Annotated in this window: 12 protein-coding genes; all 12 read right to left on the minus strand. The window is 50.3% G+C overall.

What is annotated here, in order from left to right:
- Positions 1–122: 122 nt before the first annotated feature.
- Positions 123–1,295 carry a phosphoserine transaminase gene (locus PsAD46_RS25530; protein WP_063308167.1) on the minus strand — a complete coding sequence of 391 codons (1,173 nt, stop codon included), beginning with the start codon at positions 1,293–1,295 and terminating at the stop codon, positions 123–125.
- Between the two features lie 282 nt (positions 1,296–1,577).
- Positions 1,578–2,369, minus strand: a complete 792-nt coding sequence (locus PsAD46_RS25535; RefSeq protein ID WP_063308168.1) for an outer membrane protein — start codon at positions 2,367–2,369, stop codon at positions 1,578–1,580.
- A 268-nt stretch (positions 2,370–2,637) separates the two neighbouring features.
- Positions 2,638–3,987 (minus strand): phosphoglucosamine mutase, encoded by a 1,350-nt coding sequence (glmM, locus tag PsAD46_RS25540; RefSeq protein ID WP_063308169.1) that lies wholly within the window; start codon positions 3,985–3,987, stop codon positions 2,638–2,640.
- 254 nt (positions 3,988–4,241) lie between these two features.
- Positions 4,242–6,164, minus strand: a complete 1,923-nt coding sequence (ftsH, locus tag PsAD46_RS25545; RefSeq protein WP_057461975.1) for an ATP-dependent zinc metalloprotease FtsH — start codon at positions 6,162–6,164, stop codon at positions 4,242–4,244.
- A 270-nt stretch (positions 6,165–6,434) separates the two neighbouring features.
- The gene (gene tilS, locus PsAD46_RS25550) at positions 6,435–7,760 is read right to left on the minus strand and encodes a tRNA lysidine(34) synthetase TilS (RefSeq protein WP_063308170.1); all 1,326 of its coding nucleotides are present in this window, start codon (positions 7,758–7,760) and stop codon (positions 6,435–6,437) included.
- The gene (gene ybgF / locus PsAD46_RS25555) at positions 7,744–8,631 is read right to left on the minus strand and encodes a tol-pal system protein YbgF (protein WP_063302746.1); all 888 of its coding nucleotides are present in this window, start codon (positions 8,629–8,631) and stop codon (positions 7,744–7,746) included. Before ybgF ends, tilS begins: the two co-directional genes overlap by 17 nt.
- A 218-nt stretch (positions 8,632–8,849) precedes the next feature.
- Complete coding sequence (pal, locus tag PsAD46_RS25560) at positions 8,850–9,332, minus strand: peptidoglycan-associated lipoprotein Pal (RefSeq protein WP_063290216.1); 483 nt, start codon at positions 9,330–9,332, stop codon at positions 8,850–8,852.
- 140 nt (positions 9,333–9,472) lie between these two features.
- A complete protein-coding gene (tolB, locus tag PsAD46_RS25565) occupies positions 9,473–10,837 on the minus strand; it encodes a Tol-Pal system beta propeller repeat protein TolB (protein ID WP_063308171.1) in 1,365 nt (454 codons plus the stop codon).
- A 28-nt stretch (positions 10,838–10,865) separates the two neighbouring features.
- A complete protein-coding gene (locus PsAD46_RS25570; protein WP_063302748.1) occupies positions 10,866–11,801 on the minus strand; it encodes a hypothetical protein in 936 nt (311 codons plus the stop codon).
- Positions 11,802–11,807: 6 nt separating this feature from the next.
- A complete protein-coding gene (gene tolR, locus PsAD46_RS25575; RefSeq protein WP_057461980.1) occupies positions 11,808–12,266 on the minus strand; it encodes a protein TolR in 459 nt (152 codons plus the stop codon).
- Between the two features lie 3 nt (positions 12,267–12,269).
- Positions 12,270–13,055, minus strand: coding sequence for a protein TolQ (gene tolQ / locus PsAD46_RS25580; protein WP_063291532.1), 786 nt, complete (start codon positions 13,053–13,055; stop codon positions 12,270–12,272).
- 245 nt (positions 13,056–13,300) lie between these two features.
- Positions 13,301–13,762, minus strand: coding sequence for a tol-pal system-associated acyl-CoA thioesterase (ybgC, locus tag PsAD46_RS25585; protein WP_057461982.1), 462 nt, complete (start codon positions 13,760–13,762; stop codon positions 13,301–13,303).
- Between the last annotated feature and the right edge of the window lies 1 nt (position 13,763).

Genomic DNA, 13,763 nt, shown 5'->3' on the forward strand with positions numbered 1-13,763 from the left:
AACCTTTCAAGTCAACGAAGGTACCCTCCCATTCACATGTTGCGGGAGCCAGATACACTTCTTGCGTCAGGTTAACCGGTCACACAGGGCGACCGGAACTTTTTCGTTCAAAAAAAGGAGTTTTAAGCAGAAACCAGCTTTGCTTTTTCAGCAGCAAAAGCATAATCCAACCAAGGAATAAGCGCTTCCACATTGGCAGTTTCAACCGTTGCACCACACCAGATCCGAAGACCAGACGGCGCATCACGGTATGCTCCAATATCGAATGCCACTTCTTCTTTGTCGAGCAGGTTCACGATCGCTTTGGCAAATGCAGCTTGCGCTTTGTCATCAAGTTTCGTGATTTCCGGATCAACAATCTTCAGACAAACAGAAGTATTGGAACGGGTTGCCGGGTCTACTGCCAGGAAGTCAACCCAATCAGTTTTCTTAGCCCAAGTAGTAATTGCAGCGGTATTTGCATCAGCACGCGCGATCAGTGCTTTCAGGCCACCCAGTTCTTTGGCCCAACCCAAAGCATCCAGATAATCTTCAACGCAAAGCATACTCGGCGTGTTGATGGTGGCGCCCTCAAACACACCATCGATCAGTTTGCCACCTTTAGTAAGGCGAAAGATCTTCGGCATCGGCCATGCAGGCGTATAGCTCTCAAGGCGCTCAACAGCACGAGGCGACAGGATCAGAATGCCGTGAGCAGCTTCACCACCCAGCACTTTTTGCCAGGAGTACGTCACAACATCCAGCTTATCGAATTCCAGCTCCTGCGCAAAAGCAGCAGAAGTCGCATCGCAGATGGTCAGGCCTTTACGGTCTGCCGGAATAAAATCACCATTCGGCACTCGCACACCAGAGGTGGTGCCGTTCCAGGTGAAGACCACATCGTGGTCGAAATTTATAGAGTTGAGGTCTGGCAACTCGCCATAGCCAGCTTCAATCTTGCGTGCATCCGCAAGCTTGAGCTGCTTCATGACATCGCTAACCCAACCGGACCCGAAGCTTTCCCAGGCAACCATATCAACTGGGCGCGCACCAAGCAGCGACCACAGCGCCATTTCAACAGCACCTGTATCAGAAGCAGGAACAATTCCGATTTTGTAATCAGCAGGCACTTCGAGGACTTCACGCGTCAACTCGATAGCTTCTTTCAGCTTCGCCTTACCAATCTTTGCACGGTGAGATCTGCCAAGAGGCGCATCTGCAAGGATTGCAGGTGTCCAGCCCGGACGCTTGGCACATGGACCCGAAGAAAAGTTCGGGTTTACCGGTTTTGTGGCCGGCATTGTCGTATTCGTCATAATGACTACCCTTTCAGATAGGTGCCCCTCGTTGGGGAGGGGTGTCCCACCGACGGGTCTATGCGAAACGACTTATCTCGTCAACAATTGTTTTTTTGCAGAGCAACATTCAATCAATTAAACGCTGCGTACGATTGGATATATTTTACATATCCACCCAGTGGATATCCAATCTTTCAATTCCGCATATCCTCTAGTTTTGCTCAAAAAAAGAGCCTGTCGTAGGACAGGCTCTTGAAAGTTTTGGTCAGAAGTTAAACTGGAGGCACTCCAGTCTGTGACCTAGTATTTCGCGACGATCGGCTGATCATATCCACCACTGGAAGACCCACCAAATTCATAACGCAATCCAACACGCACTTCATGCGCAGCAAGATTGTCATACTTGATACCCGAGGTTTTACCATTGCTGGAGAACGACTTTGTCTTCACCGCACCAATGTTTAGATAGCGGTAACCTGCATCAATTTTCCAATTATCGTCAATCTCATAGGACGTACCTGCCATAAGAGCCCATGAGAAGTTCCACCAATGTCCTTTTGGATATTTGACTCTGGTACCATCTGGATTGATCGCACGTACATTCTTTGCGTTCACATAAGATGCACCAACACCAGCTCCAACATATGGAGTGAAGCCATTGTAATACCCTAGGTCAGCATAGACATTCCAAAGAACAGTCCAGACATCGAGTGTCGCAAACTCATCTGAGGTACCGGAGGTACTACAAGTACCAATACACTCAGCTTTTGCTGTAAAGTCAGCATCCCATTCATAGTCTAGTGTCACGTCTGTGCGAATGAAATCATTCACACGATAACCAACACCAACACCAACAATTCCCGTTGGCTCTAATTCTTCATCATTGAATTTGATATGGGAGAATTTCACTTTTGGATTCTGATAGACTTTGTAGCCGATATCACCACGCAGATACCAACCACCACCAATTTCCACTTGTGGGAGCTCTGGCTCTTCTACGAATACAGGTGCTGGGAGGTCGGCTGCATAAGCAACACCAGACGAAACCAGCGCAGCTGCGCTCAATGTCAGCACCTTACTAAAATACTTCATGCTTATGTCCCCTCAAACGGCACCTGTCACGCGAGATGATTGCCCTTGATTAAAACCTAAGCACTTTCTACAGAGAAAGAATTACCTATAAATTAACCAGTATTCTTAACCCTAATATTTATTATTAACAAACAACTAACAGGCACAAACCAAGCAAATGCTAGAAAGTTAATTTACATTTACTTATGCATCCCTCAGATTTCAAATCAAAGAAAGCGGACATCCGAAGATACCCGCTCTCAAAACTCGATAAATTAAATAGTTTCAGCTAGCTAGCTGCAGCCTTTTTAACTGCGTCAACAATGCTATCAACCACCTTGTTCAGAAGATTTGCATCATCAGCCTCACCCATCACACGAATGAGCGGCTCAGTACCAGAAGCGCGAATAACAAGGCGACCCTGTTTACCAAGCTTCTCTTCTCCAGCCTTAATAACCGCTTTTACAGCCTTATCTTCGAGAGGTTTACCACTCGCATAGCGCACATTCTTAAGGACCTGAGGCACTGGCACGAATCGGTTACAAACCTCTGAGACCGGCTTCTTCGTCTTCTTCACGCAAGCAAGAATCTGTAATGCAGCGACGAGGCCATCACCAGTCGTACCAAAGTCAGACATCACAATATGGCCGGACTGCTCTCCGCCAACATTGAAGCCACCTTCACGCATCCGCTCAACAACATAGCGGTCACCAACTTTGGTACGCTCAAGAGAGAGGCCAAGCCCTTTCAGGAAACGCTCCAAACCTAGATTCGACATCACGGTCGCAACGATGCCTGGCGCCGAGAGACGGCCATCTGTTTTCCAGGATTCAGCAATCACGGCCATCAGCTGATCTCCATCAACCACCTTGCTATTCTCATCCACGATGATCACACGGTCTGCATCACCGTCCAGCGCGATCCCGATGTCCGCCCGAACTTCATGAACCTTCTTTGCAAGTGCATCTGGCGCAGTGGAACCGCAGTCCTTATTGATATTGAAGCCATCCGGATCAACACCCAACGGGAACACTTCTGCACCCAACTCCCAAAGGATCTCTGGAGCAACCTTATAGGCAGCACCGTTTGCACAATCGATCACGATGCGCATGCCATTCAAGTTCAGATCACGCGGCAAGGTTCGCTTTGCAAACTCAATATAGCGATCCTTCATGCTATAGATATGCGTAGCCCGTCCCAAAGTGTCCGGTGCTGGCAAGCTTTGGTTCATATCACTGTCCATGAGACGCTCAATCTGAAGTTCGACCTCATCAGACAACTTGAACCCGTCAGGACCAAAGAACTTGATCCCGTTGTCTTCGAATGGATTATGGCTGGCAGAAATCATCACACCAATGTCAGCACGTAACGAACGTGTCAGCATTGCAACCGCTGGAGTTGGCATCGGGCCAAGAACAAAAACATCCATGCCCATCGCAGTAAAACCAGCAACGAGCGCGTTTTCAAACATGTAACCAGACAGGCGCGTATCTTTGCCGATAACCACACGGTGCCGGTACTTACCACGGCGGAACACCACACCAGCAGCCATTCCAACCTTCAGCGCAACTTCCGCGGTCATTGGCCATTTGTTTGCAGTACCGCGCATTCCATCGGTGCCAAAGTATTTTCGCGACATCTAATGTTTCCCTGAACTCTCAAATTCGGAGCGTATCGCTCACGATAAATCTAATTGAAATGGTGATACACGCTTGCCCTTGCCTGGTCCTGTCAAATGATGTGTCCAAATATTACGGTTCACCCGCAAATTGACGCTGCAGCAAAGGCGAATTTTCATCAGTACAGAAGCCAAACAATTGAGCCTCAATAGCAAATGCCCGACTGAACAGCCGGGCATTTTATTCTTAAAAGCGCCATCAAGAAGACTGGCTGTTAGCTCTGCGGCTGTGGGTTAAGCCCATCAGAAGCTTCACCGCCATGCTTCTTTCCGCCAGCAGTAGGCACGCCGGTAGAGCGCGGAGTAGATGGGCTATCATCACCGGTATCACGCACAGGCTGCTCACCATCAAGCATCTTGCGGATTTCATCACCGGAGAGCGTTTCATACTCCAACAAGCCCTGAGCGATCAGATGCAACTGATCTTCATGCTCTTTCAGAACCTTATTCGCGGTCTCATAGCCCTGATTGACGAAGCTTTTTATTTCTGCATCAACCATTTTCTGGGTTTCATCAGAAACATTCTGGCTCTTCGCAACAGAGTGACCAAGGAAGACTTCTTCTTGGTTCTCGCCGTAAAGCAACGGGCCAAGCTTATCGGACATACCAAACTGCGTCGCCATAGCCTTTGCAAGCTTGGTTGCCATCTGGATATCGCCGGAAGCACCAGAAGTAACTTTCTCATAACCGAAAATCATTTCTTCAGCCACACGGCCACCCATAGCAACAGCAAGGTCAGCTTTACACTTCGCACGGGTCAGAGAAACCTGATCTTTCTCAGGCAACCGCATCACCATACCCAGCGCACGACCACGAGGAATAATAGTTGCTTTGTGAACCGGATCAGACGCAGGCATATGCATCGCAACCAGCGCATGACCAGCTTCATGATAAGCAGTCAGTTTCTTCTCTTCTTCGGTCATGACAAGCGTACGACGTTCCGCACCCATCATCACCTTGTCTTTAGCATCTTCAAACTCAGCCATGGTGACCAGACGTTTGGAGCGGCGCGCGGCTAGAAGCGCAGCCTCGTTCACAAGGTTCATCAAGTCAGCACCAGAAAAACCAGGCGTTCCGCGAGCAAGTGTATGAACGTTTACGTCTGGAGCCAATGGCACTTTACGCATGTGAACTTTGAGGATCTTTTCACGGCCAGTGACATCTGGATTTGGCACAACAATCTGACGGTCAAAACGACCTGGACGCAGAAGCGCAGGATCAAGCACGTCAGGACGGTTAGTCGCTGCGATGATGATCACACCTTCATTAGCTTCAAAACCATCCATCTCAACAAGGAGCTGGTTGAGGGTCTGTTCGCGTTCGTCGTTACCACCGCCAAGGCCTGCACCACGGTGACGGCCAACAGCATCGATCTCATCGATGAAGATAATGCATGGGGAGTTTTTCTTCGCCTGTTCGAACATGTCACGAACACGAGAAGCACCAACACCAACAAACATTTCAACGAAGTCAGAACCGGAAATGGTGAAGAACGGTACGTTCGCTTCACCAGCCACTGCACGGGCTGTCAAGGTCTTACCAGTTCCTGGAGGACCAACAAGCAAACAACCGCGTGGGATACGACCACCAAGACGCTGGAATTTCTGCGGGTCACGCAGGAACTCAACAATCTCCTGAAGGTCTTCCTTCGCTTCGTCAATGCCCGCAACGTCTTCAAACGTCACACGGCCAGAAGCTTCAGTCAGCAGTTTCGCTTTGGATTTGCCAAAGCCCATAGCTTTGCCACCACCACCTTGCATCTGACGCATCACAAAGATCCAGATACCGAGGATCAACAGCATCGGTAACCATGAAATCAAGGCTCCAAAGAGAGAGAAACTCTCGGAAGGTGGCTTCGCGTTAATCAAAACGCCTTTGGTTTGCAGCACATCAACATATTTGGCATCACTAGGCGCATAGGTCTGGAAAGTACCGCCATTGCTGTATTTGCCGGTAATCTGTTGTTGTTGAATCGTGACCTCACGGATATCGCCCTGCTCAGCTTGATTGATAAACTGAGAATAAGCAATTTCATTAGTGTTACTTCGTGAGGTCGGGTTCTGAAAGAGCTGGAACAGCGCTATCAGCAACAGACCGATAATCACCCAGAGGGCAAAATTCCGGAAATTGGTGTTCATTTCGATCCCTTTACCGCAAGGTGGCGGCGATCCTCGCACGTGTCTCTGTCAAGATCATAGCGAGCCCTAATGGGCTTTCTACGTTTTCCTGAGAATGACACAGATTCTTTCTCAGTTTTCTTAAGGCCAACGGAATTTTGCCGGTTACCCCTGAAAATTCAGGATTGATGCTCCGTTAATTCCGACTTTACCAGCCCAGACGTTCAAGTTGCATTCCTCTAAAGCATAAATGCATAGATTTAACAGAACGCCAGCAAAACTAAGATTTACTCAAAATGTTCTGCTCACTGGAACCATCGAAATCCCGTAGGTCCTCGATCTTACATCAGCATCAGCTGTTGTTCGACCAATCTTCTTCCAAGGCATGTAGGATACCCCACCAGCAAAAACAATAAGCGGAGCTGTCAGAAATGCTGTTTTCAGCCAGTTAGCAGGAATTTCTAGCTCAAAATCTCCACAAAGCTCTTTTTGAACATAAGTGATTTTGAAGCTTTCTGCAGAATGCGCCGCTTTATAACGCCAGCGATCATCCCATATTCCTTCATCTCCCGGCTTAACTTCAATCTCTGGCAAGCCAGCCCTACCGGCCTCTCGAAAGCAAAACCAGGTAGATTCGTCATGCGGTTTCGCCAGCGCAAACCTGACCCCACCTAGAGTAGCTGCCCTGCTCCCATCTTCTGCTTTCAGCGTCTCATAAAGTCCCTCAAGCTTGGTAAGGCGCGGCATATAAGGCGCGCCAGAAATGTAACGGACGAGCCGCCCAACCAGCCTCAAGCCAATTTCATCGGGAATGTACTCCAGACACGAACTGTCGAAACGGACGGGTCCGGCACTATGAAACGTACAGGATTTCTCAGCGACTTCATCCACCCAAACATCAATGGCATCAGCAGCACGGGCCATGCGTCGCGCCGTGTCGGAAAGCTTAGCCGCAGTCAGCCCAAGTTCGTCGAGCTCCTGCTGCGCTTGCCGAAATTTTACACGCGTAAACTGCTCATCTTCATTAGAAGGATCTTCAAACCATGGCACCTGGGCAGAATGCAAAAGCGATTTGAGCCGAACCTTGCTGATTTCGAGCAGTGGACGGCAAATCTGAAATCCATCCAACTCGCGGTCCTTACGAATACACGCAAGACCATAAACCCCACTGCCCCGCGCCAGACGTGTCAAAAACGTTTCTGCCTGATCTTCCAGATGATGACCTAGAAAGAGCCCCTCACATCCGTGGTCTTCAGCAGCCTGTCGCAAAAGAGCATGGCGCGCATCTCGGGCTTCCGATTGGATGTTTGAAGACGGTTTCTCACCAATCCAATGTAAGGTCTCATGTGGCACGTCAATGCGCCGGCAATACTGCGCAACGCCTGCAGCTTCGCTGGCAGCCTCAGCACGCAAACCATGATCGACTGTGAAAGCATAAAGTTCAGGAGCAGAAAACCCCAGTTCCTGCGTCCACTGCTTCAAAAGGTAAAGCAGGGCCATAGAATCAGCACCGCCGGACACACCAACGGCGATCCGGCGGAAAGACTTATACTCTCCAAAAAGCTCATTCAGCCCGTCGGAAGAAAAGAGAGCAACTTGATTAGAGGCAGTTGTCACGTTTTTGTTGAACCTTGGCCTGCTCCAGCACAGCAGGAGCTGCAAACTGGAAATTGGCGAGAAGCTGCTCATAAGTCTCACAAGCAGCGGGCGCATTCCCCATACCTGTAAGGGCAGTCCCCAATTTCAGCAAGCTTTCAGGAGCCAGTTCACTCTCAGGAAAATCAGTATAGCTTTTTAGAAAAGCTTGTGCAGCGTTCTCATACTGACGCTGAGCCAGCAGGCTTTCGCCAAGCCAGTGCTGCGCATTTGCAGTCAGCTCATGATCAGGATACATACCAAGAAAAGTGTCAAAACCCTCGGTCGCGGCAGGGTAGTTGCCGCCAACCATCAGACCATAAACAGCATTGTAGTCCGACTGCGGATCACCGCTCAGCAGTTCATTCACGCTGCCAGAAAACTGAAGAGAGCCAGAACTTGGTGCAGGTGTGGAACCGGTAGGTGCAGCGTTGTTGCCGCGTGCAATCTGAGAAAGATCCAACGGACCGCTATTCGTTCCCTGTGCAGGCGTATTCAGCGTAGAAAGTTGCTGAGACCGATTTGTCGGAGCCGTCGTGCTCGGCTGCTGAACAACAGGAGGCTGGACAACGCGAGGTGTCTGACCCGGGTTTTCCAACTGCTGCAGGCGGTACTCAACGTCCTCTTGAGAACGGCGCAGCGCATCTTCAGTCAGGCGTAGTTTGTGATTGAGCTCTTCAACCTTGCCTGTCAGCAAGCGAACCTGCTCTTCAAGTTGACCAAGGCGAGCAGTGTTCTGTGCGGTTTCATCATTTTTGGATGAACCGAAAAGCTGCGCAGATGCTGGTAAACTTGTAGAGGTTACAAGCGCAAGAACAATAAAGCTTGTTGCAATACGTCGGTAAAGAGCCATCAATTATCTCCTGAGACACCCTACAGGGGCCGGGTCGGAATTTCTCATCTCTTGGCAAGAGGAAAAGACGAAAATAGGGCACACATTCAGTGTTTCTCTCCTATTTGCGGCTTCTCCCCGACCAATTTCCGTTCTCCTACAAGTTTGCAGGAGTTTCAACAAAAAAGGCTCCCCCAATTTAGAGAAGCCTTTTCCATATTTCAGCGAGTCAAACTCAATTACTGACCGTTCAGAACTGTCACAGCACGACGGTTCTGGCTCCAGCAGGAAGCCGCATTACAAACCGCAACCGGACGTTCTTTACCGTAGGAAAGAGTCTTGATGCGGGTTGGGCTAATGCCTTTTGCAACAAGGTATTCCCGAACTGCAGCTGCACGTCGCGCACCCAGTGCAATGTTGTACTGGCGGGTGCCGCGCTCATCAGCATGACCTTCAATAGTAATTGAGTAATTTTTATAGTGCTGCAGCCACTGAGCCTGCTTGTCCAGCACTGCGCGAGCAGAACCATCAATGGAGCTCTGGTTATTGAGGAAGAATACACGATCCCCAACATTCACAACGAAGTCCTGTCCAGAGCCAGCTGCAACAGAACTATTGCCACTGGTTAGTTCAGGGCGTGTCTGCGAACAAGCTGCTGCGACGAGACACACAGCCACCACAGCGGCGAAACGCGCTCCGCGCGCGAACAGCGTCTTTGACATTTATAGAATCTCCTGTCCCTCAAACCCCGAGGGTTAAAAAAGCCCTAGACCAACTTGGTTAAGGGTAACTTGAATTTATTGGTTAATGAAGTGCTAATGCCCCCAAATTCCCGCAAGAAATTAGGGGCTCAGCTTTTTGATTAGTCGAGCAACGGAGACCACGCTGGATCTGAAGCAAAGTTTGGCGTTTGAACCAACTGTTCATTATAGCCGGTCAGGTCAACCGTCCAGACCTGAGGACCGCCCTGCTCACCCACGGTATCACGGAAGAAAGTCAACACACGTCCATTCGGAGACCAGGCAGGCCCCTCATTATGATAGCCCTCGGTGAGAATACGTTCCCCTTTGCCATCCGGACGAATAACGCCAATCATGAAGCGCCCCTGATGCACCTTGGTAAAGGCAATCAAATCACCGCGCGGCGACCACACAGGCGTAGAATACTGCCCCGGACCAAAGGAAATGCGCGTTGCTCCACTTCCATTAGAATTCATCACATAAAGCTGCTGAGAACCTCCACGGTCACTTTCAAACACCACCTGACTTCCATCTGGTGAGAAAGAAGGACTGGTGTCAATTGCAGCTGTGTTGGTCAGACGCGTTGTCCGGCGAGTACGCAAATCCATGAGATAAAGGTTGGCGTTGCTGCCTTGCTGCAAACTCATGATGACCTTTTGACCATCAGGTGAAAAGCGCGGAGCAAACGTCATACCCGGGAAGTTACCAAGAACCTCACGCTGTCCAGTTTCAATGTTGAACAGGTAAACCTGCGGATTACCGCCCACATAAGACATGTAGGTCACTTCCTGTGAGACAGGAGAGAACCGAGGTGTCAGCACAAGATCATCACCACGGGTCAAGTAGCGCACATTCGCCCCATCCTGATCCATGATCGCAAGACGCTTACGGCGCGCATCCTTCGGACCGCTTTCATCAATAAAGACCACACGGGTATCGAAGTAGCCTTTCTCACCAGTCAAACGCTGGTAAACCGCATCAGAAATGATGTGTGCCAGACGGCGCCAGTTTTCCGGTGTGGTGAAGAACTGCTGACCAATCAACTGCTGACCGGCAAACACATCCCACAAACGAAATTCAGCCCGGATCTGTCCGTTTGCCTGCTGCGCGATGGAACCAGTCACCAAAGCCTGAGAGCCAATGGTCCGCCAGTCACCAAAGCGCGGCATGGTGCCTACATTCATTCCCTGCTGAATATGCGCTGTCGGATCAATCGGACGGAACAAGCCCGAGCGCTGCAAATCCGCTGCAACAACTTGAGAAATCTGCCCTGCCACATCTTCCTGCAAGCCGGAACCTGCAAAGGGAGAAATTGCAATCGGCATAGGTTCAACGTTGCCCTGAGTAATATCGAGTTCAATCAGGGCATATGCAGGTTGAGAGATCGCAGCAACAGCAACAGCAGCAGCCACAAAGCGGCATGCACGACGCCACAGCTGCTTAATTCCTGTTGTACGCATTGGGTTAAGCCCCATCACAAAGGACATAGACCTAAGCTCCTTTCAATCTCAATACCTAGTATCCAAGCATATCGCGTGGATCAAAATTCAAGATGACGGTTTTCCATGCATCATATTTAGCTGCTGGCAGAGAATACGGACCGCAGCGATAGACCGCGCGTTCTGCACTGCTTGCAGCAGCTCTGAATGTCGGGTTACTGCTGGAATTCAGAACCTTTATCTGCCCTTCAACTTCACCGGTACGGCTCAAGTTAAACTCTAGGCGAACGTTAAGATCTTCAGCACCAGCGGCACCCACAGGTGGGTTCCAGCACCGGGCAACCTGTCCGCGAAGCGCATCCAGTTCAGACTGGCTCATCTTCACGTTGGTCTGACCCAATTCGGATCCAAGAGAAGCCGGTTTTGCGGACTTTGCAGTCCCGCTCGACTTCGCATTCGTTTTGTTCAGCAAAGCCGCCATCTTCGAGTTAAAGTCTTCCTTCTTCTTCGGCTCTTCCTTCTTCGGCGCTTTAGGGCGCGCTGGAGGTTTTGGCTTAGAACGTGGACGGACTTTAACGACCTGCTTCGGCTTTTCTGTTTTCTCGACTTCAGGACCAAGTTCTGCAGTCTCCGCAGGAGCCTTTTCTTTTGGCACTTCCTTTGGGGCTGGTTCTGGCTCAGCTGGTTCTGGTGGCGGCGGCGGTGTTTCAGCCTGCTGCACTTCCTTTTTCGCTTCCTGAACCTTCTTCACCTCTTTCTTAGCTTCACCGGTCTTTTTCTCCGGCTCTGGCTTTTCTGCAGGCTTCTTGGTCGGCTGCAACGCAGCCTCTTTGATTTCCTTCGCTTCTTTTGTGCCTAGCTGCAGCTTTGTCAGCTCGCTCACAGGCACAAGATCCACGGGCAGTGAATCCACCGGGGCAGTGGTCAGCTCTTTACCGAAGTTAAGCGAAACCGCTCCGGCAACAAGCACGACCACGTGAACAACTAGCGATGCGATAAGGCCTGCACGCATTCCCGGTTAACCCTGCTCCTCTAGAGTGACGAGCCCGATGCGCTTGTATCCAGCAGCATTGATGCGACCCATAACTTTCATGATGATTCCATAATCGGCATCCTGATCACCACGCACGTAGATACGCTCGTTGTAACCATTCTCGGCAATCGCACCGAGTTTCGCGATCAACTCATCAATAGGGATTTCGGTATCCTGAATGAACACGCCCCCATCAGACTTCACCGAAATTGCTATCGGCTCAGTATCACCTTCCATCGCTTTTGCGCGAGTTTCAGGCAGGTCAATCGGCACGCCGACAGTCAGCAAGGGAGCTGCCACCATAAAGATGATCAGCAGTACCAGCATCACGTCCACCATCGGCGTTACGTTGATCTCGCTCATCGGTGCGTGAGAATGCCTGCGGCGACCACGTCTGCCACCTGCACGACCACCACCACCAGCTGCTCCAGTGCTCATACCCATGGGTTATCCTCGCTCATCAATGCGGCGGGACAAAATGGCGGAAAACTCGTCTGCAAAGCCTTCCATACGCGCGGCAAGCTTGCCGGAATCGCTCTGCAGTTTGTTGTAAGCAATAACCGCCGGAATAGCTGCAATCAGGCCCAAACCGGTCGCAAACAGCGCCTCGGCGATACCTGGAGCCACAACGGCAAGGTTGGTGTTCTTGGAAGCTGCAATGGACGTAAACGCATTCATGATGCCCCAAACCGTACCAAACAGACCAACAAATGGAGCCGCACTGCCAATCGTTGCAAGGAACAACAGACGCTTTTCAAGGCGCTCAACTTCACGGGAGATGGTCAAATCCATCACGCGGTCGATACGCTGCTGCAAACTGGCAATCGCAGGCTTATCCCCTTCATGAGAGCGCTTCCACTCACGCATCGCAGCCACAAACAATGCGGACATTCCGTTATTCGCGCGGGAGGATAAAGACTTATAAAGCTCTTCGAGAGATTGGCCGGACCAGAACACATTCTCAAAACGGTTCATCTGGCGACGAGAGCGACCGTAAAGAACAATCTTGTCAAAGATAATCGCCCAGCTCCAGACAGAAGCAGCGATCAGACCGATCATTACAATCTTGACGACGATGTCTGCTTCCAGAAACAACGAAATGTAGGACAAGCCCGAACCCGGAGCTGCACCCAGCTCAACAGATTGCACGTCCTGAGCCGTTGCAGCCAATGGCGTCAACAAAGCCGCCGCTGCGCTCATGGCCACAACGAGTTTCATCACCTTAGAGTTCATGTAATAAGGACCTCTTGCCCTGATAACCCAAAGACCTGTCCACGGTAGAACCCCTGCCATGGACACAACCAGTCTATTAAACATTTAGCAGCCTTCCTGCCTGTCGAATTTGGCGAAACTTCGACTACAGCCAGCATTGAAGGCATAAATGAAAAGACCTGTTTAAGGTTACTGAAGGATTAAAAGGTTTCCAGTCCCGTTTACTTTGAATGAATATTGGTGATTTTTCGCGATGATTATCGCGCTTATTCGCCGTTCATTTGGGCGACTAGATCCTTGGGCAATCTGCGTGGTTTCCCGTCCGCAGAAATGGCCACAGCAGTCACACGCGCTTTGATCAAAACTTCGTCACCACGCATAACTCTCTGGCTTATAAACATCCGGACACCCTTCACTTCACTGATATCCGTATGAACTTCAAGCACATCATCGATTCGTGCAGGCTTGAGAAAGTCAATGTCCATATGGCGAACAGCAAACGCCAGACGCTCCCCATGCATGCCTGAATCCAGTTCATGATGATGCACACCGCGCAGACGCAGCAGCTCAGTGCGGCCACGCTCCATGAACTTCAGATAAGCCGCGTGATAGACGACGCCGGAAAAGTCGGTGTCCTCGTAATACACACGCACAGGCAAAATATGTTCGTTGCCGTCAATTCGCCCCGTCAGATCGGGCCAATTTGCCTCAGTTTTTTTAGTGTTCATA

The sequence above is a fragment of the Pseudovibrio sp. Ad46 genome, from assembly GCF_001623065.1.
In the GTDB taxonomy this organism is placed as follows: Bacteria; Pseudomonadota; Alphaproteobacteria; order Rhizobiales; family Stappiaceae; genus Pseudovibrio.

Bases quoted from the DNA above. Each gene is read 5' to 3' on its own strand.
- tolB (WP_063308171.1), bottom strand. From the start codon at position 10,837: ATGTCCTTTGTGATGGGGCTTAACCCAATGCGTACAACAGGAATTAAG.
- PsAD46_RS25570 (WP_063302748.1), bottom strand. From the start codon at position 11,801: ATGCGTGCAGGCCTTATCGCATCGCTAGTTGTTCACGTGGTCGTGCTT.
- ybgF (WP_063302746.1), bottom strand. From the start codon at position 8,631: ATGGCTCTTTACCGACGTATTGCAACAAGCTTTATTGTTCTTGCGCTT.
- ftsH (WP_057461975.1), bottom strand. From the start codon at position 6,164: ATGAACACCAATTTCCGGAATTTTGCCCTCTGGGTGATTATCGGTCTG.
- tolQ (WP_063291532.1), bottom strand. From the start codon at position 13,055: ATGAACTCTAAGGTGATGAAACTCGTTGTGGCCATGAGCGCAGCGGCG.
- pal (WP_063290216.1), bottom strand. From the start codon at position 9,332: ATGTCAAAGACGCTGTTCGCGCGCGGAGCGCGTTTCGCCGCTGTGGTG.
- tolR (WP_057461980.1), bottom strand. From the start codon at position 12,266: ATGGGTATGAGCACTGGAGCAGCTGGTGGTGGTGGTCGTGCAGGTGGC.
- PsAD46_RS25530 (WP_063308167.1), bottom strand. From the start codon at position 1,295: ATGACGAATACGACAATGCCGGCCACAAAACCGGTAAACCCGAACTTT.
- ybgC (WP_057461982.1), bottom strand. From the start codon at position 13,762: ATGAACACTAAAAAAACTGAGGCAAATTGGCCCGATCTGACGGGGCGA.
- glmM (WP_063308169.1), bottom strand. From the start codon at position 3,987: ATGTCGCGAAAATACTTTGGCACCGATGGAATGCGCGGTACTGCAAAC.
- PsAD46_RS25535 (WP_063308168.1), bottom strand. From the start codon at position 2,369: ATGAAGTATTTTAGTAAGGTGCTGACATTGAGCGCAGCTGCGCTGGTT.